A 26,705-nucleotide genomic window follows, 5' to 3' on the forward strand; every position below is an offset into this window, starting at 1 on the left:
CACTGATTGAATAAGACACTTGAAAAGTAAATTACTGTCCGTTGTTCATGAAATTCTGTCTTTCCAAATAGTTTAATACAGTCTGAGAAAACTCATGATGAGATTCTTTCGTGTATTTGGCAATGGTGTATATTTGGGCTAAATTCTTGAGCCCTAACCTTTCCGTCATTTCCTTCAGCTTCGGGTTGGCCATGTAGCGTTCCCAGCCCTTTTCATTTCTTTCGTTATAGATCTCCTTGATCTCTTCATCAGAATAATCCTGGTACTGCTCATGATGAACAATTCCATGCTGTGGCAGCCTGTCCCGCGGAGCAGGGTCTTCTGCTGAATATCCTAATGAAAAACCAACCACAGGTACGACATTCTCAGGTAAGTTCAATAATTCACCAATTTGATCACAGTTTGCAAGTGTCGAACCCATATAACAAATGCCCAAACCCTCATTTTCTGCCGCTAATGCACAATTCTGTGATGCCAAGGTTGCATCAATGGCACCAATCAAAAAGCTCATATAATTATCAAAATGGACAGGTGCGTCGTTGAGTGAAAGCCATTTCCTCATTCTATTAAAATCTGCACAAAATGTAATCAGCACCGGTGCATCTACAACCATGGACTGTTCCATATGCGCAGAATATAATTTTTTCCGAAGCTCTTTGTCCCTGGTAACGACAATGGAATAAGACTGCATATTTCCGCTTGAAGAAGCACGAATGCCTGCTTCCAGTATCCGGTCCAGCAATTCCTGGCTTACATCCCTGTCTTCATATTTCCTGATCGACCTGTGTCCGTGTATAACCTCGTTCACTTCCATACAACCCATTCCCTTCTGTCATTTTTTTGTGTATTGTACCTTATTCCGGTTACTAACGTGATTTTCCTTCAATTCCTTCCCAATTGATGAAAGCATTGGCGAGGAAATGGGCCAGTCCGCACGCAGGCATACCAGCATATATGGTATAATGCGAAGTGGAAAATAAAGATAGAGGTGACATTCTTGGCCATTCATGTAGTACTATATCAACCTGAAATACCGGCTAATACCGGCAATATCGCACTTACCTGTGCCGCAACGGATACCGCTTTGCATTTAATCCGTCCAATCGGATTTTCAACAGATGAAAAAATGATCAAACGTGCAGGACTTGATCATTGGAACTCTACAAACATTACGTATTATGATTCATTGGATGACTTCTTTTCAAAGAATAATGGAGAGTTTTACTATATAGAGACATATGGTGAGAAAACCCACTCATCCTTTGATTTCAGTGATGATTCCAAGGAACATTATTTTATGTTTGGAAAAGAAACTACAGGTTTACCGGAAGATTTACCGGAAAGATATCCAGGCCACTTTTTGAGAATCCCGATGAATGATCATGTTCGTTCACTGAACCTTTCAAATACGGCCGCTATATTGGTGTATGAGGCGCTGCGCCAGCAGGGTTATCCTCATTTAAAATAAAAAATCTTCCGGTATGGAAGATTTTTTTTGAGCTTAAAAGAAAGCGGGAATGGCAAACAAAACAAGTACATTTTCAATGGGGATTGCTCAGGATCAGTTATCGGTGTTTATCTGAGCATAGACAACTAACTGCAGAATGTTAATTAAAAGGATTTGAGTAAGTATGTTATCGAGTGGGGTATTACAGGGGAAAATACACATAAAGTTAAGTTAGAAAATATTGGGAGCCATTTTGGATATACTCCTTACTGTCTGCTTAATCGTTCAATTTCTGATTCAATTCTGTAAACTCTTTTATTTAATGCTTCAGTTTTATCATCTACATGTCCAGTGATTCTATCTGTGAAAGTACCAAGGCTTTCAATAAAGTTTTTCTGTAACTTTTGTTGCCCGGCTTCAAGTCTTGCTTGTCCAGCTTTTAATTCTCCTACACCAGATTTTAATACGCCAACGTCTAGTTTTAACTCTCCGATATCTGTTTTTAGCTCGCCGACATGTGTTTTTAATCCACCTACGTCTGTTTTTAAATCGCCAACATCTGTCTTTAAACCACCTACGTCTGCTTTTAAGCCTTTCACTTCGGTCAAAATTTGTTTTAGAAGATCTTCCATCACAGCTTCCTCCTTCCCATATAGTCTATACTTATTATAACACCTGCAGCTTGTTCTGCTATATCAAAAATTCTAAACCTTCCATCAACCTTGATTATAAAGGAAGGATGAAAAAATGACAGAGGTGATTATATTTGGAAAACAACATACATCCCCTATCAAAACCGATAACTCTTCCTAATGGAACAATCATAAAGAACCGTTTTTTCAAATCAGCGATGAGTGAAGCTCTTGGAACAAAGGATAATGACTCGTCTCCTGCTCTCGCCACCCTATACAACACCTGGGCAGACGGAGGTACAGGGCTTGTTGTGACAGGAAATGTCATGATCGACAGAAATGCCCTTGGTGAGTCCGGGAACATCGTCATTGAGGATGAAAGAGATATGGAGATGCTCAGTGAGTGGGCTAAGGCTGGAACGAAGAATGGTACACACCTATGGATGCAATTAAATCATCCCGGAAAGCAGTCGCCGAGAACACTGTCTACCAAACCTGTGGCTCCAAGCGCCATACCGCTTTCCGGCAATCTAAAAAAATTTTTCAATGAACCGAGGGCTCTTACCGGAGAGGAAATTCAGGAATTGATTACCCGGTTTGGAAACACCGCCAAGGTCGCACAGAAAGCTGGATTTACCGGTGTGCAGATCCATGGTGCCCACGGTTATCTTATCAGTCAGTTTTTATCTCCCTATCATAACAAGCGCACTGATGAATGGGGCGGCTCTTTGGAGAATCGAATGAGATTTTTACTGGAAGTCTATCATGAGATTCGGAAACAGACCGGCGAGGACTTCCCAATTGGAATCAAGTTGAATTCTGCTGATTTTCAGCGGGGCGGTTTTACGGAAGAGGAATCATTGGAGGTCATCCGCAGGCTGGCTGATGCGGGCATAGATCTTATCGAAGTCTCAGGCGGAAATTATGAGAATCCGATGATGCAGGGGGCGAATGTCAAAGAAAGCACAAAGAAACGGGAAGCCTATTTCTTGGAATTCGCCGCAAAGGTAAGGGAAATCGTTTCTACACCATTGGTCGTCACCGGAGGCTTTCGTTCTGAAAAGGCTATGACGGACGCGATTGTACAGGGTGAAATTGATATGGTGGGAATCGCCAAGCCCCTTGCTTTGATCCCTGACCTGCCAAATCGAATTTTTCAAGGAACCTATGAAACCATACAGTTAAAACCGATGAAAACAGGATTGAAACCGCTCGATAAAGCGGCGTCCATGTTAGAGATTATCTGGTACGAGCAGCAGCTGGCACGAATGGGAAAGGGAAAACCTCCTAAACCCGGTCATAGTGTTTGGCTGGCATTATTGCACACCCTCACAACCAACGGGACTGCTGTTTTTAAAAAGCGTCGAGGATAATTGAGTCATAGTCTTTTACTCGCGGTTGGAGTTTGCTATGATGTATTCGAACATACATTCTTAATGTTAGGTGGATGAAATGATGACTAAAAAAAGAAGCCTGGTCGTATTTATCGCTTCGAGCCTGGATGGATACATAGCCACTAAAGACGATTCGTTGGATTGGTTATTTAAGGTCGAAGGTGAAGGCGATAACGGATACTCTGAGTTTTATGACACAGTCGATGCTGTTTTAATGGGGAAAAGAACATATGACTGGATCATGAAACACGAAACTGGAGAATTTCCCTATAAAAACAAAGATTGCTATGTTTTCACACGGTCTCTTGTAGAGGATACAGAAGATGTCCGATTTATAAATGAAGATCTAGTGGATTTCACAAACCGCCTTAAAAGCGAAGATGGTAAAAAGATTTGGATGGTTGGCGGCGGTGAGATACTGGAGGCTTTTTTCAGAGATAACTTAGTCGATGAAATCATTTTAACGATTGCCCCCTCCGTTATCGGCAATGGAATACCTTTGTTTAAAGAGGGTGACTACCAACTGGATTTACGATTAGAAGGAACAAGAACGTTCAATCAGTTTGTAGAGCTTCATTATACTGTTAATAAATGAACAAATTAGCGGGACAGTTTATTTACTGTCCTTATTTTATACCATGAACAACTTCAGAACGTTTCAATACGCCCTTCACGCTAGAGAAGATCTCGAAGCGCCGGAATGGTTGTAATAGTAGGCGGTTTCAGTACCATTAAAAAGGCTTAGAAGGTGAACTTCTAAGCCTTTTTCGTTGTTAAGTAACGTTAGGGAATATTTTTCACAGGAACCAATTCAACTACTGTATGATCCCCGCCCTCATCATCCTCTTTTAATAAATTGCCGTATTTCATAAAACCTGGAAGTATTCTCTCTTTGTGAGGATTCGTGGTTAAGGTGTCGATTGGTATCATTCCCGGCAGCAATTCTATATCTCCATATTCTGATGCTAGTTTATCCTGTACATTTTTTTCTGCTTCATTGGGAATAAAATATAACTCAATTCTGTACCGGAAGGGATTATCAGGCCGCTTCACGCTTCTTTCAAAGGTTCCATCGCCGCTGACCTCCATGGCATCCCGCTCATCCACTATACTGGAAGGTTCGATACGGTATTCCTTGATTGCTTCTAACTCCGTTCCATTTGGATACCTTCTCAGCCTCACGCCTACGATAGCACCGGGAGGCAGGGAAGTTGTCCCTTGAATATGAAGGTTGTCCCCTTCCACAGTGACGGTACCATTTAATGTATAGGCCGCGTTTTCCATGGATGGCACAGGTTCTGATTTATCTGGTGCCTCCGTTTTCTCATCCGTTTCTTCATTCGATTCCTTTTGGGCGGTTTCAGGGGCCGCATTCTTTCGTTTTTGTTCATTTTTCGCCTGGAAGGCTTTCATGGCAAATTCTTCTTTTCCAGAAAAGTCGATCCGGCATGCGGTCAGCAGTGCAAGCAATATCAGCAATAGAAAACATAGGTAAAGCGGTTTTCTTTTTATCATTTTTAAAGAATCACCTTACACCTTTTTCAGAATTTTGTTTACTTTTAAGCCCTCCTATTGTAACATACTACGTGAAAAAAATGTTTGAAATTGGAAGTATAATAGGAGGACTCTATGAAAAGGATATTCAGAACTTCCTTTCATTTTTTCACGGTCGTATTAGGGCTTTTCTTGCTGAGCGGAATCAATTCGCTTTTGAATTATGATACAGAACTGGTGATCACGCTGGGGATTTACGCTGAACAAATGAAGCAGACTCTTACCGATTTAGTAGATCCTTCCTCCCTCTATGTTTACTGGGGTGAAGGCCAAAGGCAGCTCCCTATCACCACGGTGTATGCCGATACATATTGGTATTCATTTTCACTTATCTTTCTTTCCTTTCTCTTCGCCGTTACGATATCCATTCTATTAAGTTATCTGATTATGATGCTGCCGCGCAGGGTATACAGGTTGTCGATGAAAGTTGTCAACACACTGGATGCATTGCCTGATGTGTTCATTGTCGTTTTGTTCCAGCTGTTGATCATCTGGATTTTCAAGAAAACGGATATTTTGCTGTTTAATATTTATACTACTGGTGACGAAAGAACATACGTGCTGCCCATAGTATGTTTGTCCATTTTGCCAGTCGTGTTTTTGGTAAAACAGTTTGTTTTCCAATTAAGGGAAGAAGAGATCAAGCCTTATGTAGAATTCTCTTATGCAAAAGGGTTTAAAAAATCCTATACATTATGGGTGCACTTGTTCCGCAATGTATGGATCCATTTCTTCTTGCATTTGAAACCGATTTTCTTGTTCATGCTTTCCAATCTATTAATCATTGAGATCCTGTTCAATATCAGCGGATTCATGACAGCGGTATTGCGAACCGCCACTGAGGCACCTGCTGCATTCTTCATTGGCATGCTTCTTATATTCGTACCGTTTTTCGTGGTATTCACAATAAGCTCTGCACTTCTTGGAAGGTGGCTGAATGGAGGGGAACAGCATGTATAGAATGATCGCAAAGAAAATTGCCCTGCCGATTCTTATATTATCAGGCTTGCTTGTGGTCAGCTTTCTTGTGCCCGTTGTTTACCCCCACTATGATGAAATCATCAACTACTTGACTGATGAAAACGGAAAGATCATAGCGGCTCCCCCTTTTACAGCGGGTGAGATGCCTCCCGCCGGCAGTGACAGGCTGGGCAGAAACTTACTGCTTCTACTTCTTGCCGGAGCTAAATTCACGCTCATTGCGGCTTTGGCCATCGCACTAATAAGGATCCTCGCTGGATTCATTGCCGGGGTTATCTATGCGTTTCTTCCTTCTTCACTGGGCAGGTTCATTAAAAACCTTGGGGAAGCCTTTCAATACATACCGCTTGTCATCATTGTGTTTGCCATGCTGGCTCCCTTGGAAAATCCATTTCAAGAGAGCATCCTGCCATCCAATCAGTATTTCATCATCCAAGTGATTGCGATCGCGTTGGTGACCATCCCCTCTTTTGCAGTCTATGTAGGGGAAGAACTGAAACTTTTTATGCAGAATGAATTTGTCGAAGTATCCCGTTCTATGGGGGCAGGCCGTTTCCATATTTTCAGGCGCCACCTCCTCCCCCAACTGAGAAGGCACTCAATTGTGTTGTTCTCTGAACAGGTTTCACTGGCGCTTTCTTTGCTGATTCAGCTTGGGATATTACTCATGGCACTAGGTGGATTAAAAATTGCGGATTTCGCTTTTGGAGAATTGGACCCATATAACCCTGTTTATTTTTCCAATACGAATGAATGGGCTGCAACGATCAGTATGAACATCAACCAGATTTTCACCACACCTTCCCTCGTGCTGGTACCATTGACTTTATTCGCTGTCGCCATACTATGTGTGAATTCAATCAGTGCTTCATTAAGGAAAGTGCTGATTGAAAATGAAATTCCACTGGGAAGAACAAAAAAACAGGAACAGGCGTCGCAGCCATCGACAGTTGTATCGAAGGATTCATTTACCTTCAAGCAGTAGGTACAGGTCCCGTCACAAGCCTATAAAAAGGGCTGTCTTACTTAATTAATGCCTTATCCGGCATACCAATAAGACTCGTCAAATGACGAGTCTTTTGCTAATTTTAAATGATTGTTAAAAGTGAAGGGTGTGTAACGGTTCACCTGGCCCTTTGATCCACTGAAAATTTCTTTCTAACTAAATATACAAATAGAAACATAAGCAAAGGAATGACGTAGCTGATTGCTTCCAGAAGCACGGATTGCGTTTCGTATTTCGTGATGATGATTCCTCCACCTGAATTTCCGAGAGATCCGTTGAAAATTCCGTAGCAGACGTTCAGCCCCCAATGAAGGCCAGTGTCCGCCCAAATCGAATTGGTTTTATAAATCGTGTACGTCAAGGATAGGCCGAGAAGAAGGGAAAACAACGTGTTGGTGATATTGAATCCTTCATTCCAGACATCGTCCAAGGCATAGAGGAAAAGGGATATGATAAACACCCATTTCACCGGAATCCTTTCTTTCAAATGCCCAAAAACATATCCCCGTACGATGATATCGTTTAAAAAGGAGCCGATCAAAAATGTGAGCATTACCATCAAAAGAGATATCAACATATCTAATAATGGCTTAACCCCCATTATTTCAAATCCCCCAAAAAGAAAAACAAGTATGTACTTGATAAGCCAAAAGGAAAAACCGATACTGAACCCCATTAGTAAGTTTCTTCTCCATTTTGGATGAAAGCTAATTCCGATATTCTTATATTCTTTAAGTTTAGTAAGTAGTAGGATTCCTTTTAGTAATGGGAAAAACAAAAGAACTAATAGTACCTGCAGCCAAAATTGACCTGATTTAGCGATGCCAAAATTTAAATACAGATCCAGAATAATGAATCCAGCCAATACCTTACCGTAATATCTCATATGTTTCCCCTTATTCTTTTTACTTTTTATTATACCAGGATGGATGGACTGATTCCTTGTACGTTTTTAAGCAAAGTGCAAGACAAATGGACATGGACCACCTATTCGTGTTGTTTTTAAAAAGCGGCGTGGTTAAAAAAGAGTCATTCTTCTATTATATTCGTTGTTCGATGCAGAATGACGCCTCTGCAGGGAATAGTGCGAAACCTTTCCCCTTCTAAAACGTATATAACTGTAAGGAGGGTTTTGCATGAAATTGCTATTCATTGGACTCATATCATCCATTCTTGGCGTTTTACTCTCGATGATCATCTGGGGATTGGAAAACGCTTATTACATTAGTGCTGGTATTGCTGTTATATTCTTAGGAATTTCCATCATCTCCTCAGGGGCAATGGTAAGCGGAGACCGGATGAGGGCGAATTTTGCAACGGAATCCGCAGAAGACAGGCGCGCACGGAACGGTATCACCTTTAAGTCTGCGTTGATTGGGCTGCCTAATCTGGGAATTGCGGTCTTGGTTTATTTTCTTTTTAATTAAAAGGGTTCGTTTTAAGGTGCTTTAACCAAATATTAAGGCGGTGCTTACACTTTGCAGCCGATAGAAGCAAAAAGACTCATCTAATGACGAGTCTTTTTGCTTTTTATAAAGATTTCTATTATTTTTCCTTAAGTGTTGAATATCTTCTATAAGATTTATAGAAACTCACACTCAAACATGCAACCATGATTGCGGGCAGCAACTTTAAGAGGACAAACGGCGTTTCAAATAAGAACGCTTTCCAGAATAATGAACCGTTCAAACTCCAAAGCCCTTCATGGTATAAGCTTGCATCCCCGTAGAGCAGAAAGCAATAAACCAAAAACATGGTACCTAACGAAATTGAATAATTCATTAATCTTTTATAATAATTCACCTTTGATTGGCGATCGGAAAAGATTTCACTATGATCATCGTGTTCTTTTTGCCAATATCGTATTCCGCTAAGCCAGGCACCCTTCAAATAATTCCAGCCAAAATCCTCATAAATCCCTTTGTATTCTTCAAGCTTTTCCTTCGATAAATAATCTTGATAGTCCAGCCGCATAACATATTTTTTGTCCGTTTTTTCGAAAGTGTATATCCCCATTCCACTAATATTTGTGCAGCGATAGCCTTTTTGTAATTGCTCGTTCAGCCATTGCTCTTCTTTTTCAATACTAATGAAAACTTTAAACTTCTTCATTTGCTTCACTTCCTTCATACAAAGATAAAATATGCAGCAACCTTTCTTGCTCTATTTTCAAAATGGTACTTCCTTCTGTAGTTATCTTATAAATCTTTCTTCGACCTGAACTTCCAACAGATTCAATCCATCCATGTTTACTCAAGTTTTCAATCGCACCGTATAACGTCCCCGCCGCTAAAATGACGGTACCATTGCTTATTTCTTCTATCCTCTGCATGACAGCATAACCGTGTAGCGGCTCACGTAAGGCCAATAAAATATAATGCATGGTTTCAGACAACGGCAGTAATTTATGTTTCATGATCTCACCCTCTATTCAGTTTAACTATATAGTTGAACTTAACAATTAGGATAATACAGTTCAACTGAATAGTCAACAAAATTACATAAAAAAAGTCGATTTCCTTTTTGTTAGGAAATCGACTTTTAGAGAAGTCTGATTAAATTTCATGGTTTTTGAATACAAGTTAAGCATTGTGCTACTTGTCCAGAAAACCAAGCTAATTATTTCTTGGTTAAATAAAATCTTGCATTAATAAAAAATATCGTACCTGTGAGCAATAAAAGGACAATAACCGAGCTTGCAATAGCTGAATACTCATCCTTAAAAATATATACACTTGTTAAATTAACAAATACCATTACTGTCATAATAATGTACAAACCTATTAAATATTTCATTTTTTATTTAATCCCCCCTACTTCCTTTAAGAATCAATTAGCCTCATTAATAATCAGTTAAATAAAAATAAATAGTTAATCCCCCCACTTACTACCAATTATTTCAAATTAATTCCGAGCTGACAATCCCTTTTTCTTTTACTATAACACATTAAATCAAAATCATTCCTATTTACAAATCGTAATTGTTTCGATATATTATTTTATGTTAAACAAAAGGAGGATACATATGAGAAAAAAATGGTTGGCTTTCGTTAGTTTATTAGCAGTCTTCACCCTTGCTGCGTGTGGAGAAAAAAAGGAGATGAATGGCGAAGAACAGGAACCTTCTTCAAGTGAACCGGTGAAAATTTTCACGACGGTCTATCCCCTTCAGTTTTTTGCAGAAAGAATTGCAGGTAATGAAGTTGATGTTGAATCCATCCTGCCGCCTGGATCGGACTCACATACATATGAACCCACTTCTAAAGACGTCATGGCTATTGCTGAAGCGGATGCGTTTATCATGAATGGCGCGGGGCTGGAAGCTTATGCTGAAAAAATCGCTGAGGCTGTAGAAGTTGAAAACGTGAAAGTCCTTGAAGCATCCCAAGGGATTGAGCTCAGTGAAGGAGCCCATGACCACGATCATGATCATGAACACGGCCACGGAGATTATGACCCCCACGTATGGCTGGATCCAATCCGCTCGATTGAACTGGCAGAGAACATAAAAGATTTATTAGTAGAAATGAAACCTGAGGAAGAGACACTTTTCAATGAAAACTTTGAAACTCTCAAAACTGATCTTGAAGCCCTTCATCATGAGTTTGAAACTGATCTGCACTCAGCTTCAGGCAATCACTTTATCGTCTCTCATGCCGCTTATGGCTATTGGGAAGAAGCCTACGGGATCCATCAGATTGCAGTCAGCGGTTTGAGCCCGACGCAGGAGCCGTCTCAGAAGGAACTTCAGACACTTGTGGAGACAGCGAAAGAATACGGATTGAAACATGTCTTTTTTGAACAGAACATCACGACGAAAATAGCTGAAACCGTGAGGCAAGAAATAGGTGCAGATACACTCAGACTGCATAACCTGTCTGTCCTGACAGATGAAGACATTGAGAAAAATGAAGATTATTTTTCACTGATGAGACATAACCTGGTCCAGCTGCTTACCGCATTGGAACAGGCACCTGCCATAGAGCATGAAGAACACGACCATGATCACAGCCATGAGTCGGATGAGGAAACGCAAAAGATTTATGATGGTTACTTTGAAGATGATCAAATTAAAGACCGCGGGTTATCTGACTGGGAAGGCGACTGGCAGTCCGTTTACCCTTATTTACTGGATGGCACCCTCGATGAAGTATTTGCTCACAAAGCCGAAGACGGAGATAAGACTGCGGAAGAATATAAAGATTACTATACAATAGGATACAAAACAGGCGTCGAGCGTATTATTATTGATGGAGATACGTTCACCTTTTTTGAAGATGGACAAAAATCGTCTGGAAGCTATGTCTATGACGGGTATGAAATAGTAAACTATGAAGCCGGGAACCGTGGAGTGCGCTATATCTTCAAACTGGATGACGAGCAGAATGGAAAGATGCCGCGCTATTTCCAGTTCAGTGATCACAGTATTGCCCCGACCGTTTCCCATCACTATCACTTGTATTGGGGAGATGACCGGGAAGCGCTGCTGAATGAAGTCACTAACTGGCCAACCTATTACCCTTCTGATCTTAGCGGCCGGGACATCGCACATGAAATGATGATGCATTAATCTCCTTTCCCCTTATGGTTTTATCTCCTGGGTAAATAGGGAACTAGAATAGAGGAAGATTTAATAGAATAGTTAATGAAAAAGGAGTGGAATCTATGAATCAAAGTCAATTAGAGCGAATCAAGAATGGAAAAGGATTTATCGCCGCATTGGATCAGAGCGGCGGCAGCACCCCTAAAGCATTGGAAGCGTATGGAGTTAAAGAAGATTCCTATTCGAATGAGGATGAGATGTTTGAACAGGTGCACAAGATGCGCACGAGAATCATGACATCCCCTGCTTTCAGTTCGGATTATATCCTCGGAGTAATCTTATTCGAGCAAACGATGGACAGTAAAGTAGAGGGCAAATACACAGCGGACTACCTCGCTGACCGTAACATTGTCCCCTTCTTGAAAGTGGATAAAGGATTAGCTGAAAAAAAAGACGGCGTCCAGCTCATGAAGCCAAATCCCGATCTGGATGAAACCCTTCGCCGTGCCGTTGACCGAAATATCTTCGGCACCAAAATGCGCTCGGTCATCCATGAGCCAAATGAATCCGGCATCAAGGCTGTCGTGGATCAGCAATTCGAAATCGGCAAAAGAATCATAGCGTCCGATTTAATGCCTATCATTGAACCGGAAGTGAATATCCACAGTGAGGATAAGGAAAAATCCGAAGAAATCCTGCGCGAGGAGATCATCAGGCATCTAAATGGTTTGTCTGAAAATGAAAATGTGATGCTGAAACTCTCCCTTCCGACAAAGGCCAATGCCTACAAGGAATTGATCGAGCATCCCCGCGTGGTCCGTGTGGTAGCCCTCTCCGGCGGCTATTCCCGTGATGAAGCCAACGAGAGATTGAAAGAAAATGATGGGATGATCGCAAGCTTCTCCCGGGCACTAGCTGAAGAATTAAGGTTCAGTCAATCATCCGATGAATTTGACGACGCGATGAGAAGTGCCATCGAGACGATTTATGATGCTTCTGTTAATAAAAAATAAGTAGATTTGGTATCATCTAAGGCACTGCAAGCTATACTGCAGTGCCTCTGTTTTATAATGGGTTTCCCTATTAATGTCCCCTTCAATAGATTCAATTGTTCAAGAAACGTATTAAGAAGTACTTTTGAGTTCCGTCTCATCGGCAAAATACTCATATTTGCTTGGCATAAGAACCAACCTTATTTGCCAAATACTTATCACAACCATTAATGTAGAGGCAGCAATAATACTGTACCTGACTGGAATGATATCACCAGTAAAACCAATCAGTAATATGAAGATGACCTGAAGAAAACTTTGAAAGATCCCATATATGCTTGAAATCCTTCCCATCATATTAATTGGGACATTATTTTGGTAAAAAGTCATGAATCCAGTGCCTGAAAATGAGTTAAAGAAACCTAACACCATAAATCCAATAGCTACTGACCAAAAGGAAAATGAGAAAGCATAGACCAGATAGCCCACTGAAACCATAAAATAACCAAGGGATATCAGGACTCTTATTGACAACTTTTTAGCAATCATTGAAACAGTCGCTGCTCCTAAAATAGAGCCCACACCAGTTAAACTGATAAGAAGCCCATATTCTGTTTCAGATAGATTTAATACCTTTTGAGTAAAGACGACCTCCTGGGCATCCATCCCAAGCGCCACTATCATAAAAAATTGAGCTAAGAAGTATACCTTTACGATAAAAAGGCTGCTTTGACTAAATTTAAACACTTCTTTCCAATCACTTTTCAATATCTCCAAACTAATCCTGCGTACTCCCGCCTCCACTTCCGTATTGATATTAGGTAGTAAGTACACCATAATAGCCGATGCAATGAAAGAAAAAGCATTTATCCATATGGCCATATCAACCGAGGTAAAAAGCAGGAGTGCTCCAGAAATAGCAGGACCGATTAAAAAGGCACTGGATGTAATCAAACTCCTGAAAGAGTTAAATTGTTTTCGTCCTTTCTCTGGAACAACATTGGTAATATAAGTTAGTGCTGCTGGTTCAAAGAAAGCTTTTGAAACAGAGAGAAAGAATAGACATACATATATAAGCCAAATGGAGCTGATGAAAGGAATAACCGCTACCAGGACGGCGCGAATGAGGTCCGTTCCAATCATTATTCGCCGGATATTCAAACGGTCAATGATACTCCCAGACCAAAATTTCGTGAACATTGAAGCGATAGGTCCTATAATCCATAAACCGGCCACTGCAGCAGCAGAGCCCGTTAGCTTTAATACTAAAACATTGATGGCAACAAGATAAATAAAATCTCCCAATGTTGAAATACCCAATCCAAATAGTAATAAATATGTATTCTTTTTTAGAGAGAAGCTTGCTTGATCTATAGTAACACCCCTTTTAGCGGATTCTAATATATACTTTTTCTACAATGTGTTGGGAATCACCTGTGAATATTTAGATCTGTCACAAATCATTCATACCTGGAAAACCCCTCAGCGGAAGGGTCCCGATGAGTATCTAAGCAAGCCGCAACATTGTATGTTAAGATAACACATGGTTAGGAATATTCTTTATTTTTTGGTATAAATTTTCAAAGTAGTACATAGGGGGAATATAAATGAACAATCGTAAAATGGTTCTCATCATGACATTGATCGTGTTGATGGCCATGTCTGCGTGCAGCAACTCGGCTCAAAACTCAGAGGTTTCTTCAGACACTCAAGGCTCAAATTCCACTTCCTCTCAAAATGAAACTGATCCGGAGAGCGATGAAGAAACGGCATCTTCTGCTGCAAACAAGGACCAAAATGAGCAGACTGAGGATAATGGTGAATCAAACGCTTCGTCGACGTCTGATGAGACCGATTCTGAATCGACTGTAGGTACGAAGGAAGAATATCTTGATAAACTGAATGAAATGGAAGAAGAAGATCGAAATGCAGAGCCTAAGGACACCACTGCTGGAATGGAAGAACAAGAACAGGAAAGGTTCAAAAAGTGGGATGACAAATTGAATGAAATCTACGGTGTCCTGCAGGAACAGCTTAGTAAAGAAGAGATGGACAAGTTACGGGAAGAGCAGCGGGAATGGGTGAAAGAAAGAGATGAAAAGGCTAAGGAAGCTTCCCTCAAATATGAAGGCGGTTCTATGGAATCTTTGGAATACGTAGCCACCCAAGCCACCCTGACCAAAGAAAGAGCCTACGAACTGGTTGCCCACTATATGAAATGAATTCCGCTTTACCACTTTAAAGCACGAAGAGGGACTGTCCCTTTTCGTGCTTTAAAGCGTTACCCCGCTAAAACATCATTCTAGTTCAGCTTCTTGAGGACTGAGTTATATTCTGCTTCCGTGCACTCCTCTTCCCCATATCTGACCTTTTCATAGATTGGTATGATCTCCTCGGGACCGTTTATCCTTTGAAACCACTCACGAATGGTTTCATTTTCTCTCTTTTTCTCAATGGAATTCAATGAACTCTCCCAATTTTTCAAAAGGCCTCGAATTTTGTGGAGGTGTTGTTTTTGAACTACTTTTGTTTCGTGTATGCTTTGGGGTTCCTCATTCCCAACCTGTTCTAAAGAAATTTCCTCTTTCTCAACCTGTTTTAATGGTAATGCCTCTTTCTCATTGTGCTCGTTTGGTTTAGCTTTCTTCCTGCTCCTGAAATACCAAACGATGGCAATTAGCAATATTGGTATAAATAAAACTGGACCATATTTTTTAATTAATTTTATAAAAATGCTACTGGATTTCCCAGAAGTCTCTTCCCGCTCCCCTTCCCAAAGTATCCTTCCATCAGGAGGGTCAAAGTCTTTTTGCAATCCAAGTTCCTGGTCATATTGAAAGCGTTCGGTGATGATAGTTGATGTAATATCTCCTATTGTCGTCAAGAAATACGCAGCTCCTGAGGCAGTGAGGACAAAAAGAAACAATATCAATATTTTTTTCATTAAACTGCCTCCTTCTTACCTTTTGATATGCAGCCACTGGGACCTTTCAGAAAACTCAGGAGGGCTGCCAATGACTAACGCCAGAGAGTTTTCAGCTTTTCTTGATAAGGCATAATCATAGAACCTGGATGTTGGTAGATACACCCCATTTGAATCCAGCAAAGCAAGGGATTCAATGATCTTTTTCAATTGAGTCCGATCCATACCATTCTCAATTCTCATTAATCCTTTGTATCCTGCGGAATAGTTCACCCATAATTCAACCTTGCACCCCTCCTTGATCAAGTTGATGCAGACTGAAACGGTATACTCAATTAAATCTTCCATATCTTTTCGCAAATGAAAATGGCCTTCCCCCACAGGGTTAAGAAAAATGGAGTAAAGGTCTCCCTGCACCTTTTGATACTTCTTAGCCAGCAGCTTGTTTTCTTTGGCTGTGGCTAGCCAGTGGATATGCCGGAAACTTTCATTCTCGTAATCTTTCGTCCCGATGATACTGGTCTCATCACTAAATAAAGAATGGCTTGTATTCTTATATCCTTGAATGAGTGACTTCAGCTTCAAGTCATTCATTTTCAGCACTCTTGGCACGACTTTAAAGCGGGGAAGGGATGAACGGGAATAGTCCAGCCTGAGTGTTTGGAAACCAAGAGGCGCCCTAATTAAAAGATCAAAGCCGCTCCATTGATGATTGCCCCTTTCCTTCCCTCTTAAAATCACATCAACTTTTCGGCTTGAATTTGCCGGCAGGTCGATTTTTTGTGAAAACATACTCGTCTCCTGGTCGTTCTCGACGAAAACCAGTTCATTTTCACTCCTGGTTTCAATCGCTACCTGTAAATTATAGATGGGTAATGCCGACTCATTCTTAATCTCAAGGACACCGGAAAAGGCTTCATCAACACTTGAAAGTTCAAGGTATTTCTTAAAACTCCAACTTAACTTATTTCGGTAGAATCTCAGGTAATAATGAGAAAGGACAGCAACCGAAATGATAAGAGCACATGCAAAGGCCAGCAGGGTAAACCCTGCAAAACTGCTGATGATAAATAAAATAATCATTAAAATCATCCCACTTGGCTGTACAAGAAAAGTCTTATCCTGGTGAACTATCATCTGGCTTCAACAGGGACAGCGACGCTATCCAAAATCTCTTCTATAATATTTTCCTTTGAAGTCTTTACTTCCCCCTCCACATTCAAGGTCAGTCTATGTGCCAGAAGAGGATGAGCCAATTGCTTCACATCGTCCGGCGCACAAAAATTCCTTCCATATAAATAGGCTCTCGATTGGATTGCCCTCATGTACGCTAAGGATCCCCGCGGGCTGACGCCGATTTCTACATAATTATGCTTCCGGGTTCCTTGGATGATATCCATCAAATAATCCTCAATATCTTCCGAGACTGTAACTTCCTTTACTTTTTCCTTTAACTCGATGATTTCTTCTATTGAAATGACACTTGTGATACTTTCAATCGGATTCGACTGCCTGAACCTCCTCAACATCTGCTTTTCCTTATCTGGCGCGGGGTAGCCTTGTTTGATCGTTAAGAGGAAACGGTCGAGCTGTGCATCAGGCAATGGAAAGGTTCCGATGGAGTCAAAAGGATTTTGGGTGGCAATGACGATGAATGGTTTTGGCAGCGGATAAGTCGTACCACCTAACGTTACGTTTTTTTCTTCCATTAACTCCAGGAGAGCGGATTGAGTTCGAGGAACCGCCCTGTTAATCTCATCAATAAGCAGCACGTTATTGAATACCGGACCTTTTCTGACCTTGAAGTCACTCGTTTTCACATCAAAATACTCCTGCCCAACAATGTCAGATGGAAGTGTATCGGGAGTGAACTGCAAACGGTTGAACGTACCATCAATACTTTTGGAAAAACATTTTGCCATCGTTGTTTTTCCTGTACCGGGGACATCCTCCAAAAGCACATGGCCGTCGCTTAGCAATGCAATAATCATTAACTCGATTTCTTTTTCTTTGTCAATCATCACTTTAGATACGTTTTCTTTTATATTTCCGAGCATCCACTCACACCTTCTTCAATTTTTTTAAAACCTTAATCCCATTTCTTGATCCTTTTTAACTTTTTCCTGAGATACTTTAAATTTACTAAACTGCTTACCTGGTTATAAGCCATTTTGAGCTTGCTCACCCTTTCTTCGAGATCCCCTTTCATCTTTACAGCCTCCTTCAGTCATTAGACTAAAGGTATAGTGATTTTGTTTCACATTATTCAGTTTTTCGCAAGCGGACTTAGGTGCAATTTGACGATTGTTAAGGTTTGTTTTAATTTTACCATAAAATCCCTGTTATTAAGTTGAAGAAAAGTATGTCTGATGAATAACTTCCCTCAGCCCCAAGTCGTATAAAAGAATAGGCCTTGAGCTTATGGCAGAGACTTAGTGGATTAGGTAGAATCATTTTTATCGGAGCAGGCAGCCAAGAAAGGATGAAATCAGTTGATTAAGACCAGAATTTTCAGGGAGTTCTCTCTTCAAAGTTTACTCCTTTTAATGGGTATATTAATAACCGTTTACCTCTTGCCGACACTACTTCCAACTTATCGCTATTCGTTGATAGGTTTTGGAAGCATCATGATAATCGCAAATTTTCTTATGATGATGAAGAAAACAAATTTTTTGAAGCTGACAAGGTTAGTTTCCATCTATTTTTTCATCTCGATACTAATCGTTTTCATTGTTTACTATGTTTCTGCGTTTATGATATTGACAGATACTTACGGTATGGAGAAGCTGTTTATAAAATATGGGACGGCGGCTAAGCTGCTATTCTTGGTTATTTGTTTTGCCCAGCCCATTATCCTGCCTATTCCTGAAGCCATTACAGTCGGAGCGGGAAGTACGGTGTTCGGCCCTTTTCAAGCAGCCTCTTTGGCATTTGCAGGTACTTTTTCAGGAATCCTTGTTTTGTATTTCCTTGCCAGATACGGAGGTACAAAGATTGTTACTAGATTCATTAAGAATAGCCAATTGGAACAATATCAGAATGATGTTCGAAGAAACGAAACGTTGATTATGGGACTTCTATTCATCGTCCCTGTTTTACCCGACGAAATTATTTGTGTTGGTGCCGGGCTAAGTCGAATTTCCATTAAGAAATTTATACTCATTGCGGGCCTTTCAAAGCTATTCACTTCCTTTGCTTTAGCCTATTCTGTGACTCTGGCAGGGTATTTTCAAATCTCGAACTCGCAATTCATCATTTATATAACAGGCTTTCTTACAATTATTTTCTTGGTTTCATATTTTATTGGAAAATCAAGGGCAGGAAGGTGAAGGAAGTATCGGTGGACGGAATATAATCTTGATAGAACTAAAAAAAAGCTGAAGATCAGTTGCCTGACCTTCAGCTTCCAATATTACTATTACCAGATCATCTCCGCCCACTCAGGATGATCTATAAATGGATTTCTGTTCCCTTGATACTTTTCAAAGATTACATCGTTTCTATGTCTTTCTATGGAATCAACCGGGTCCTGCTGATTCCAGTCTAATAGCACAGAGAGCTTACCATGGGTTGGCGCACTTCCGTTGTTCAAATAATTGTTGAGTTCCAAATCCAGTTCACCGCTGTCTCCTTCATACCGGACTGCCATATAGAACAGCATCCGGGCTACGTCGCCTTTCACTTCATCTCTTGGCTCCCATGAATCACTGTCATAATAATTTCCAAGTGCTTCTGAATGTTGAGTTCCTCCGTTATCAAAATCCAGATTTCCCCTTGTAGAATTCACTGTCACGTCTGTGGGACGTAAATGATGCAGGTCTGTTCCCGGCCCTTGAACCGTACCGAAATCTCCGTGAGATTTTGCCCATACATGCTCACGGTTCCAATCATCGACTCCGCCGCCATTTGTGTATTTTGACTGCGAGCGTCCTGAATAAAGCAGCAGAACATTATTAGGATTAGCAGGGTCTTCGTCTGTGTAGCGCAGGGCATCCCATACCTCGCTGTAAGAAAGAGTTGTATGATCATCTATTATATTATGAAGTTCATATTTTAAGGCAGATCCGGTTTTTCCTTCTGCGGACTTATAGTAGTCACCGTATGTACCAGGAGTTGGATTCGTACCGCTGTCCTGTGTGACTTGCATGGATGAAGCTGACTTTACTCCAGCGTGAGAGAAATAAGCAGTCAGAGAGCCTGTTACTTTCAACTTTTCTCCCATTAATTGAGGGTTGCTTTGAAGACCGTAAATTGACCGGAATGAAGACGGTATCTGCACATAGATCATGTTGGATGTGTTAGTTTCTGACGGAGAATCCGCTAGCGCCAGGGCATAGTCATTTGGAAAAGAGGATGTGATGACAGTCGTTTGGGATGTCGGCTGTCCCACGACATAGCCTTCAACAGTATAGGTGGAACCATTTTGTGTGGATATTGCCTGATTCACTGTAAAGGGGGAATTCCAATCACCAATTCCAGCCGCACCGGTTTTGTCTGACTGGAAAGAGACTGCAGCTACAAAAAAGAACACGAAAACGGTAAAGACACTCAACATTTTTTTAAAAGTATGTTTCATCTTATTCTCTCCTCTTCTATTATTCTGTTTTTTACAGATAGATTAACACCGCTTCCTATCCTAAGTAAGTTCAATGTAAAAGTAAACAGACTTTACAGAATATTAACGGACTATTCTCAAAAGAATAAAATGCATTTATTTTCGAGAATTCAGTTATTCCACGAAAAAAACGCCAAGACAAAGTCTCAGCGTCGTTATCTTTATACCACTTGTACAGTGCATTCTCTAGAAACATCCGGGGCCAAAAGGATGGTCGTTACCGTCCCCCACCCGACCTTGCTCAGTACTTTCATTTCCCCGGAGTAATCTTTGATGAGTTTAAAGCAGATGGTCAGGCCGATCCCGGTTCCTTTTTCTTTGTTTGTAAAATAGGGCTCGCCGATCCTGGAGAGTCTTTCCTTCGATATCCCCTTCCCATTATCGATGATCCTGATACGGATGCATCCCTCTTTTTCATCCACTTTCAGTTTGACTTCATCCTTTTCCTTGGTCGCTTCGAAGCTGTTTTTCAGGATATTCAGGATGACTTGTTTAAAATGGGAAGGATTGAAGTAAGCATCTGGTGAATCTCCGAGTTTGTCTTCAAGCGTCAACTGTTTATTCTGTTCAAGTGCTACTGCATCAAAGAGCATTTTGATATTGGCCAATTCTTTTATGACATCGATCTGGACATTCTTCTTCTCTTCCTCGTCTCGTGCCTCCGGTTTTGCCAATAACAGCATCTCGCTTAGAACTTCGTCGATACGCACGATCTCCTCCAATATGATGTCTTCATACTGGCTTTCCGGATCCTTTTCCTTCAGAAGCTGAATGAAACCGCGTATGGTCGTTAAAGGATTCCGGATTTCATGGGCGATACTCGCCGCCAGCTCCCCGATGACCTTCGATTTTTCTGAAGAAAGCAGCAGCTGTTCGTTTCTTTTTTGATTGGTATAATCGATCCCGAACACCAAGGTATAGGTCTCTTTCTCCCGATGTTTGAGGGTCTTGTACCCCCACTGCACATATAAGGTTTCGCCAGTCCTTCTATTGATGCGCTGAAGTTTGTCTGACGTCATATCCAGTTGATTCGGGGACCTCTGCAGTACGGTAACATCTTTTCCAAGTAAGTCATCTGCGGGAACGGACACCAGGGATTCCATCGCCTCATTCATCTTGATGATTTGATTATTCCGATTCAAAACCGTAATGAAATTCGGGTTGATATTCATGATTTCTTCCATTAAGCTGCTCTGCCTGGCCAGGTTTTGATTGGCCGTATTCAACCTTCGGGCCTGCATTTGAAAGAAGCCAAGAAATAAGGCAATCGCAACAATAATCGAGTTCAAGCTTGAAAAGTAAAGAGGCAGCACACCGAAACCGCTGATGATGCCATTAATCAACACAAATGCTTCTCCAACAGCCAGCTTTTTGTAGAAGGAGCGATAGAACTGGTCCTCCATCTTAAGCGAGAGAAGGAGAAGGGCCGCTGCAAACAAACATACAATGACAATATTGATGATATAGGTAAAATGCAGAGGGCCATAAACAGGCATCAGATGAGACGGTGCCCACATCTCTTCAGGGACGAGCCTGTATTCCCTGATTCCCATGCTGGTGAAATTCACGAGGTAAACTCCCGTACTAAAAGCAATGACCAGGACTACACCCGCCTTGTTAAAGATCCGCTTGAAGGCATGCATGGCAGGATTCTCCCTGACAATGTTATAGCAAAAAAAGTAGATAAGCGGCGTCATCAAAATCGAACCGGTCCTGAATACCCTAAAAAGGAAATCAATCGTGCTGAGTTGAAACAGCTTATGAGCGTAAAGCACCGAAATGTCGATCTGCCAGCAGCAAAGCAAAAGCAAAAACAACGACAACGCTCTGGAAACGGCGGTTTTATAATAGATTAAGAGTGAAACTGAAATAATTAACGGAATCAATGCAACGGCTAACACCAGGACAAACTCCAACCTTCACCTCTCCCTTCCTGAAGGACTGTATATATACTGGGACGTTCATTTCTATAGATAAATGGGGCTATGTAAAATAGGATTTAGTTGACTGACGAGCAGAAATTGACATATAACTCTAACTATACCATATAATTGACATCATTTTTCTTCTCAATAGATTTCCGTGTACATATTTTCCGGCAAAATGAAAGACTGGTATTGGAACCTGATTTTTCTTATAGTAATGGAAAAACTATCGTTAGCGGGGTCTTAATATGAAGATTGAATCACCAAATATACCAAATACTTTACCTGAGAGAAATTTTAATGACATTTTTTATGAAGAGGATCCAGAACTGGAATTATGCCAAATCCATGATTCTGTTTTTGAGAATGAAACATTGCCAAAAGTGCGTCTGTATCGCATGACCTTGCGCAATTGCAGGTTTAATAATACGGATTTTTCATCCATCGACCTGACGGATGTTCTGTTTGAGAACTGCGATTTTTCCAATGCCAACTTGAACGGAGCTTCCATCCACCGGACAAGCTTCAGGAATTGCAAGTTCCTTGGTGTGGATTTCACCGAGTCCCGCTTCGGGAATGTCCTATTTGAAGAATGCTTGCTGAACTTGGCCTCATTCGGAAATTCAAAACTTGAGAAAGTGATGCTGCAGGACAGTTCGTTGGAGAATGCAGACTTTTATGATTGCAAATTCAAAAAAGCGGCATTCATCCGCTGCAATCTCAATCATGCGAGCTTTGAAAGTACTTCGCTAAAAGGAGTCGACATAAGTACGTCTTCCTTTGATTCCCTTTCTGTTTCCATTTCCGACTTGAAGGGCTGTAAAGTATCCACCAACCAGGCTATCCAATTCGCTGCACTTTTGGAATTAGTCATTGTCGATTGATTCCTTGTCATGTTGAGTTATTCACCTTTCCCTCCTTAGAAATAAAGAATGATTTTTTCTAAAGGAGGAAACATAAGATAATAGGCATTACACCAAAGTTTTGTCAGTTAGAGGAAGGTACACATATTTATAGGAATGGATGCAGAATTTCTCGAGGAACGAAACAATCTTGTGTAAGAAAGGAGAATGATTCTTGGAATCCATTTGGCTGGAATACGGATGGACTTTATTGATCTTAATCGGGCTTGAAGGATTATTATCCGCTGATAATGCACTCGTACTTGCCGTCATAGCCAAACACTTGCCTGAAGATGAGAAGAATAAGGCGATTAAATACGGAATCTTTATGGCGTTTGGTTTCAGATTTGTTGCCCTCTTTGCCATTTCTTTCATCGCCAACGTCTGGCAGATACAGGCGGTCGGTGCTGCCTATCTGCTTTACCTCGGATTGAAGCACGTCATCAAGGCCAAATTCGGCAAGAAGAATGAAAACATCCATAAGGATACGGAGGAAGATGCGAAAGGAAAAGGATTTTGGCCGACAGTCGGTAAAATCGCCCTGGCCGACCTTGCGTTTGCCATCGATTCCATCCTTGCCGCGGTTGCCCTGGCACTCGGCCTTCCTGATTCCCCTTTAGGAGATTTCGGAGGCATGGATGGCGGACAATTCATCGTCGTTGTGCTTGGTGGAATTGCCGGACTTATCCTCATCAAGTATGCAGCCACCTGGTTTGTGCAGCTGCTTGAAAAGCGGCCTGCCTTGGAAACGACCGCTTATGCCATCGTCGCATGGGTCGGTGTCAAACTGGCCGTCATCACCCTTGCCCATGAGGATATCGGTGTATTGGATCACCACTTCCCTCATAGTACGTTGTGGACTTTGATCTTTTATGGGGTCCTCGTTGGGATTGCCTTGCTCGGTTGGTTCGCACCGGGCAATAAGACTTCCGGCGAAAGCAGAAGTTAAATAGTTCAGTTTTGAATGTAAAAACAAGCTAGGAAATACTATCCTAAAGTGAGGGGGCACAGATCCGTAAGATAAGGGGAGATTTTCCCCTTAAACTGCAAAACCGGCTGATTGAGCGATAAATAAGGGAAGTTTTTCCCCTTATTCCTGGTCCAGCCCCTATTTTTCATGATTTTTATAGGAATAGAGGGAAATATTACCCTTATTTATACTATTTTTAGGGATTTTTTCTAAATAAGGGAAGTTTCTCCCCTTATTTTCATAAGCTCATGCTGTTGATTCTCTTGTGTCCAATTAATCCCGCTCTCTGAAGGCTGGGTGAGACCATTTATTGAACAAACTTTTTTACCGTTTCGCCTATATTTTTAGTGTTATGGATACGTGTGCGGAATCAAACGCGAAATGACACTTGAAGTAGATGATTTGCTGTATTCCCAATAAAAAATAGCATACGAATAATGGTACGGATTCGTATGCTAATTGGCTTTTTACGTTTTGTACGTATGAAGTAAACTACTTATGCTTGGGATGCAGCGGTCATTTTTTTACAACAAGTATCCTTTATACCCAGCAAACAATTCCCCGCCATATTGGTTAAGTATGGATTCTATGAAAGAAGTGATGTCCGTTTTATCCTCTGATTTCATGTATTCTTTTGTGCAGCCGGCCAGATTCTCACATAACTCTTTATTGTGTGCTTTCAGGTTTCTGGCAAACCATTTACCTTCTCCAATCCATTTGCCCTCTGCCCTTAGGGATAGTTCTGCCAGCTTATCGATTACCTTATTTAAAATAAATAAACTTTCTGCAAAGTCTTCTGAACTTCTAAAATCCGACAGGAAATCGGTTATTTGATACCGTGCTTCCTTTACACTCTCTTCATCCCACCGCTCAGGACCCTGTTCATAAAGTGATTTTGCCGCTTGTTGAAATTCTTTTCCCGCACCTTGCTTATCTTTTATCAGCATACCTTCCGCGCACATTTTGATGATGGTCGGTATCCCTCTATATCTCGCTGTCTGAAACTGAAACTCCAAAGATGATGCTGTATAAATGAAGGCTTCAATTTTCCAGCCATGAAATTGGTAACACTGAAGTCTTGGTGTTTCTGCTTCATCGATGATGACTAAGTCAATATCCGATTCTTTTGTGAGATTTCCTTGGACAGCACTCCCGCCTATCCAGGCGATATCCGATCCGGGATAGTGTGCAGCGATAAACTGTTGAGCGATTCTCCTGATTTCATCCTTCACATGAACCACCTCCCATAAATCAGGGTATTCACCTATGAAGGGATCGTTCCAGAAATTTACTTTTACGAAATAGAGCCTTGTAAATTCACTTCTTACTTATGGGGGTTGTACTTTGTATAAACTCCTGCATCAGAGATACCCTATCTTTTAGGAGGTGCAAAACATTGGGTAAAAAATTCGAAAAAAACCTTATAAAATTTCTATATTTTTTTGGTATTAGTTCTTTCGTATACTTAATTAAAAAACCACTCGCCAAGGACTGGCTCCTTGTTTTCTTTATAAAAAGTTATTATGCATCACTGGTCGATCAACTGGTTGTAAATCGAGGATATGTTCAATATCCCACTCGATTACCAAAACAAATGAATACAAGCTTGTTGTTTGATTACATACTTTTCCCTATTTCTTGTGTCTTTTATAATCAAATATCCAAAGATTCTCGTTTCATTCAGTGCCTTTTAAAAGTTCTGTACTTCAGTATTCCGATGACTCTTATTGAATTATGGTTGGAAAAAAATACACGGCTTGTTAAATATAAAAATGGATGGAATTGGACAGCTACATTTTTTTCTCTGTCCTTTTCATTCTTGTTAGTTAGATTTACAATGTCTGTGATAAGACGTATCTTCAATAATGAATATGACTTAAGTTAAGCAGGGTTTTTTAATCAACAACAAAAATATTTTTGTTTAAAAACGAGCTGTATATTTACTGCAATAAATTCCTTAATATCAAAAGAAACAGACCTATGCCAATACATAGGTCTGCTAAAGCTTTTTTTCAAAAAGCAATAAATATCCTTTAAGAAAATATCCTCATCTGCTTATGACTTATATATCTCTGGTAAAACGGTCTCCAAGTAGTTTCCGTCACCTTTCATAACGACAAGCCCCTGGTCCATTAAAGCTGTCCATAATCTGTGATCCAGTTCGTATAATCCCTTAAAGCGCATGATTTCAAGCTCCTGCTGGGTCAGTGTAACTTCATAATATTGGTCGCCATTCTTGACAACCAATTCATAATCCTTGAACTTCATAATGAAAATTTCATAGTTCAAATACCACTCATGAAGCTGTCTTTCAATTAATTCCGCTACATGCTTTAGGAAGTCTTCATCTTCCATGATCTGGATCATATAGCTTCTGACCATTCCGTTGATATTCATGAGCTTTCCTCCTGATTGAAGTATTAGACTAAGTTTTCCCTTACTTCAATAACTTGAAACGCCTTACCGCCCATTGAACATTCATTGGGATGGAATCGTGTCTCCCGGAGGTCTCCCTCTTTCAACCAATTTTTTACAATCTCTTTCTTTCCTCACTTGTCAAAAAATTTTGTATACTTAAGCGGGAGGTGAAAAAATGGAAGAAAAAATGTTGAAACTAGCATCATTTTCACCCGCTTCTCTTTTGATGACGGCATAGACCCTCTTTGAGGGCATCATTTTCCAGCCACCTCACTTTTGATGATGGCATAGACCCTCTTTGAGGACATCATTTTCCTCCCGCTTCTCTTTTGATGTCGGCATAGACCCTCTTTGAGGGCATCATTTTCCTCCCACTTCTGTTTTGATGTCGGCATAGACCCTC

The 26,705-nt window shown here is 40.8% G+C and carries 28 protein-coding genes; 13 read left to right on the plus strand and 15 right to left on the minus strand.

Annotation, left to right across the window (positions count from 1 at the left end):
- Positions 1 to 31 precede the first annotated feature (31 nt).
- A complete protein-coding gene (locus tag ACOJQI_RS11900) occupies positions 32 to 814 on the minus strand; it encodes a nitroreductase family protein (protein WP_421378007.1) in 783 nt (260 codons plus the stop codon).
- A 183-nt stretch (positions 815 to 997) separates the two neighbouring features.
- Between ACOJQI_RS11900 and ACOJQI_RS11905 the strand changes: the two genes are divergently transcribed.
- Positions 998 to 1,468: a tRNA (cytidine(34)-2'-O)-methyltransferase gene (locus ACOJQI_RS11905; protein WP_421378009.1), complete on the plus strand. Its 471-nt coding sequence runs from the start codon at positions 998 to 1,000 to the stop codon at positions 1,466 to 1,468.
- 245 nt (positions 1,469 to 1,713) lie between these two features.
- Here the strand turns inward: ACOJQI_RS11905 and ACOJQI_RS11910 are convergent, their stop codons facing one another.
- Entirely contained in the window at positions 1,714 to 2,079 is a 366-nt protein-coding gene (locus tag ACOJQI_RS11910; RefSeq protein ID WP_421378011.1) for a hypothetical protein, read from the minus strand.
- 134 nt (positions 2,080 to 2,213) lie between these two features.
- Here ACOJQI_RS11910 and ACOJQI_RS11915 point away from each other — a divergent pair, with 134 nt between their 5' ends.
- Together ACOJQI_RS11915 and ACOJQI_RS11920 are read left to right on the plus strand one after the other, a co-directional pair.
- Complete coding sequence (locus ACOJQI_RS11915) at positions 2,214 to 3,452, plus strand: NADH:flavin oxidoreductase/NADH oxidase family protein (protein ID WP_421378013.1); 1,239 nt, start codon at positions 2,214 to 2,216, stop codon at positions 3,450 to 3,452.
- An 82-nt stretch (positions 3,453 to 3,534) separates the two neighbouring features.
- Positions 3,535 to 4,068: a dihydrofolate reductase family protein gene (locus ACOJQI_RS11920; RefSeq protein WP_421385465.1), complete on the plus strand. Its 534-nt coding sequence runs from the start codon at positions 3,535 to 3,537 to the stop codon at positions 4,066 to 4,068.
- A 188-nt stretch (positions 4,069 to 4,256) separates the two neighbouring features.
- Here the strand turns inward: ACOJQI_RS11920 and ACOJQI_RS11925 are convergent, their stop codons facing one another.
- Entirely contained in the window at positions 4,257 to 4,988 is a 732-nt protein-coding gene (locus ACOJQI_RS11925; RefSeq protein ID WP_421378015.1) for a hypothetical protein, read from the minus strand.
- Between the two features lie 114 nt (positions 4,989 to 5,102).
- Here ACOJQI_RS11925 and ACOJQI_RS11930 point away from each other — a divergent pair, with 114 nt between their 5' ends.
- Together ACOJQI_RS11930 and ACOJQI_RS11935 are read left to right on the plus strand one after the other, a co-directional pair.
- Positions 5,103 to 5,987, plus strand: coding sequence for an ABC transporter permease subunit (locus ACOJQI_RS11930; RefSeq protein ID WP_421378017.1), 885 nt, complete (start codon positions 5,103 to 5,105; stop codon positions 5,985 to 5,987).
- Positions 5,980 to 6,993, plus strand: a complete 1,014-nt coding sequence (locus ACOJQI_RS11935; protein WP_421378019.1) for an ABC transporter permease subunit — start codon at positions 5,980 to 5,982, stop codon at positions 6,991 to 6,993. Before ACOJQI_RS11930 ends, ACOJQI_RS11935 begins: the two co-directional genes overlap by 8 nt.
- Before the next feature lie 139 nt (positions 6,994 to 7,132).
- Here ACOJQI_RS11935 and ACOJQI_RS11940 read toward each other — a convergent pair whose 3' ends face one another.
- Positions 7,133 to 7,900, minus strand: coding sequence for a type II CAAX prenyl endopeptidase Rce1 family protein (locus ACOJQI_RS11940; RefSeq protein ID WP_421378021.1), 768 nt, complete (start codon positions 7,898 to 7,900; stop codon positions 7,133 to 7,135).
- Positions 7,901 to 8,150: 250 nt separating this feature from the next.
- Here ACOJQI_RS11940 and ACOJQI_RS11945 point away from each other — a divergent pair, with 250 nt between their 5' ends.
- On the plus strand, positions 8,151 to 8,441 hold the full coding sequence (locus tag ACOJQI_RS11945) for a DUF5316 domain-containing protein (protein ID WP_421378023.1): 291 nt from the start codon (positions 8,151 to 8,153) through the stop codon (positions 8,439 to 8,441).
- A gap of 118 nt (positions 8,442 to 8,559) precedes the next feature.
- On the opposite strand, the gene ACOJQI_RS11950 is transcribed toward ACOJQI_RS11945, so the two are convergent.
- Complete coding sequence (locus tag ACOJQI_RS11950; protein ID WP_421378025.1) at positions 8,560 to 9,126, minus strand: DUF2812 domain-containing protein; 567 nt, start codon at positions 9,124 to 9,126, stop codon at positions 8,560 to 8,562.
- Positions 9,113 to 9,430 carry a PadR family transcriptional regulator gene (locus tag ACOJQI_RS11955; RefSeq protein WP_421378028.1) on the minus strand — a complete coding sequence of 106 codons (318 nt, stop codon included), beginning with the start codon at positions 9,428 to 9,430 and terminating at the stop codon, positions 9,113 to 9,115. The genes ACOJQI_RS11950 and ACOJQI_RS11955 overlap by 14 nt, the downstream gene beginning before the upstream one ends.
- 609 nt (positions 9,431 to 10,039) lie before the next feature.
- Between ACOJQI_RS11955 and ACOJQI_RS11960 the strand changes: the two genes are divergently transcribed.
- Positions 10,040 to 11,584 carry a metal ABC transporter solute-binding protein, Zn/Mn family gene (locus ACOJQI_RS11960; RefSeq protein WP_421378030.1) on the plus strand — a complete coding sequence of 515 codons (1,545 nt, stop codon included), beginning with the start codon at positions 10,040 to 10,042 and terminating at the stop codon, positions 11,582 to 11,584.
- 95 nt (positions 11,585 to 11,679) lie between these two features.
- Entirely contained in the window at positions 11,680 to 12,570 is an 891-nt protein-coding gene (locus ACOJQI_RS11965; RefSeq protein ID WP_421378032.1) for a fructose bisphosphate aldolase, read from the plus strand.
- 111 nt (positions 12,571 to 12,681) lie between these two features.
- Here the strand turns inward: ACOJQI_RS11965 and ACOJQI_RS11970 are convergent, their stop codons facing one another.
- Positions 12,682 to 13,869: an MFS transporter gene (locus tag ACOJQI_RS11970; protein ID WP_421378034.1), complete on the minus strand. Its 1,188-nt coding sequence runs from the start codon at positions 13,867 to 13,869 to the stop codon at positions 12,682 to 12,684.
- Positions 13,870 to 14,156: 287 nt separating this feature from the next.
- Here ACOJQI_RS11970 and ACOJQI_RS11975 point away from each other — a divergent pair, with 287 nt between their 5' ends.
- Entirely contained in the window at positions 14,157 to 14,771 is a 615-nt protein-coding gene (locus ACOJQI_RS11975) for a lysozyme inhibitor LprI family protein (protein ID WP_421378036.1), read from the plus strand.
- Positions 14,772 to 14,851: 80 nt separating this feature from the next.
- Here the strand turns inward: ACOJQI_RS11975 and ACOJQI_RS11980 are convergent, their stop codons facing one another.
- Genes ACOJQI_RS11980 through ACOJQI_RS11990 form a run of 3 tightly spaced genes read right to left on the minus strand, consistent with a single transcriptional unit; the run spans position 14,852 to position 17,529 of the window.
- A complete protein-coding gene (locus tag ACOJQI_RS11980; protein ID WP_421378038.1) occupies positions 14,852 to 15,493 on the minus strand; it encodes a hypothetical protein in 642 nt (213 codons plus the stop codon).
- Positions 15,494 to 15,508: 15 nt separating this feature from the next.
- The gene (locus tag ACOJQI_RS11985) at positions 15,509 to 16,555 is read right to left on the minus strand and encodes a DUF58 domain-containing protein (protein ID WP_421378040.1); all 1,047 of its coding nucleotides are present in this window, start codon (positions 16,553 to 16,555) and stop codon (positions 15,509 to 15,511) included.
- A 50-nt stretch (positions 16,556 to 16,605) separates the two neighbouring features.
- The gene (locus tag ACOJQI_RS11990) at positions 16,606 to 17,529 is read right to left on the minus strand and encodes an AAA family ATPase (protein ID WP_421378042.1); all 924 of its coding nucleotides are present in this window, start codon (positions 17,527 to 17,529) and stop codon (positions 16,606 to 16,608) included.
- A 435-nt stretch (positions 17,530 to 17,964) separates the two neighbouring features.
- Here ACOJQI_RS11990 and ACOJQI_RS11995 point away from each other — a divergent pair, with 435 nt between their 5' ends.
- On the plus strand, positions 17,965 to 18,801 hold the full coding sequence (locus ACOJQI_RS11995; protein ID WP_421378044.1) for a TVP38/TMEM64 family protein: 837 nt from the start codon (positions 17,965 to 17,967) through the stop codon (positions 18,799 to 18,801).
- Between the two features lie 89 nt (positions 18,802 to 18,890).
- Here ACOJQI_RS11995 and ACOJQI_RS12000 read toward each other — a convergent pair whose 3' ends face one another.
- Together ACOJQI_RS12000 and ACOJQI_RS12005 are read right to left on the minus strand one after the other, a co-directional pair.
- Positions 18,891 to 20,048 carry an endonuclease gene (locus tag ACOJQI_RS12000; RefSeq protein ID WP_421378046.1) on the minus strand — a complete coding sequence of 386 codons (1,158 nt, stop codon included), beginning with the start codon at positions 20,046 to 20,048 and terminating at the stop codon, positions 18,891 to 18,893.
- Between the two features lie 200 nt (positions 20,049 to 20,248).
- Positions 20,249 to 22,003 carry an ATP-binding protein gene (locus tag ACOJQI_RS12005; protein WP_421378049.1) on the minus strand — a complete coding sequence of 585 codons (1,755 nt, stop codon included), beginning with the start codon at positions 22,001 to 22,003 and terminating at the stop codon, positions 20,249 to 20,251.
- A gap of 257 nt (positions 22,004 to 22,260) precedes the next feature.
- Between ACOJQI_RS12005 and ACOJQI_RS12010 the strand changes: the two genes are divergently transcribed.
- Positions 22,261 to 22,896, plus strand: coding sequence for a pentapeptide repeat-containing protein (locus ACOJQI_RS12010; protein WP_421378051.1), 636 nt, complete (start codon positions 22,261 to 22,263; stop codon positions 22,894 to 22,896).
- Between the two features lie 193 nt (positions 22,897 to 23,089).
- Positions 23,090 to 23,863, plus strand: coding sequence for a TerC family protein (locus ACOJQI_RS12015; RefSeq protein ID WP_421378053.1), 774 nt, complete (start codon positions 23,090 to 23,092; stop codon positions 23,861 to 23,863).
- 545 nt (positions 23,864 to 24,408) lie between these two features.
- On the opposite strand, the gene ACOJQI_RS12020 is transcribed toward ACOJQI_RS12015, so the two are convergent.
- Positions 24,409 to 25,116 (minus strand): nucleotidyltransferase domain-containing protein, encoded by a 708-nt coding sequence (locus ACOJQI_RS12020; protein ID WP_421378055.1) that lies wholly within the window; start codon positions 25,114 to 25,116, stop codon positions 24,409 to 24,411.
- Positions 25,117 to 25,214: 98 nt separating this feature from the next.
- Between ACOJQI_RS12020 and ACOJQI_RS12025 the strand changes: the two genes are divergently transcribed.
- Positions 25,215 to 25,769, plus strand: coding sequence for a CBO0543 family protein (locus ACOJQI_RS12025; RefSeq protein ID WP_421378057.1), 555 nt, complete (start codon positions 25,215 to 25,217; stop codon positions 25,767 to 25,769).
- A 170-nt stretch (positions 25,770 to 25,939) separates the two neighbouring features.
- Here the strand turns inward: ACOJQI_RS12025 and ACOJQI_RS12030 are convergent, their stop codons facing one another.
- The gene (locus ACOJQI_RS12030; RefSeq protein WP_421378059.1) at positions 25,940 to 26,281 is read right to left on the minus strand and encodes a hypothetical protein; all 342 of its coding nucleotides are present in this window, start codon (positions 26,279 to 26,281) and stop codon (positions 25,940 to 25,942) included.
- 275 nt (positions 26,282 to 26,556) lie between these two features.
- Positions 26,557 to 26,697, minus strand: coding sequence for a hypothetical protein (locus tag ACOJQI_RS12035; RefSeq protein WP_421378061.1), 141 nt, complete (start codon positions 26,695 to 26,697; stop codon positions 26,557 to 26,559).
- Positions 26,698 to 26,705: the final 8 nt, after the last annotated feature.

Origin of the sequence: Bacillus salacetis (genome assembly GCF_049177075.1) — a bacterium.
Taxonomy (GTDB): domain Bacteria; phylum Bacillota; class Bacilli; order Bacillales; family Bacillaceae_B; genus Rossellomorea; species Rossellomorea salacetis_A.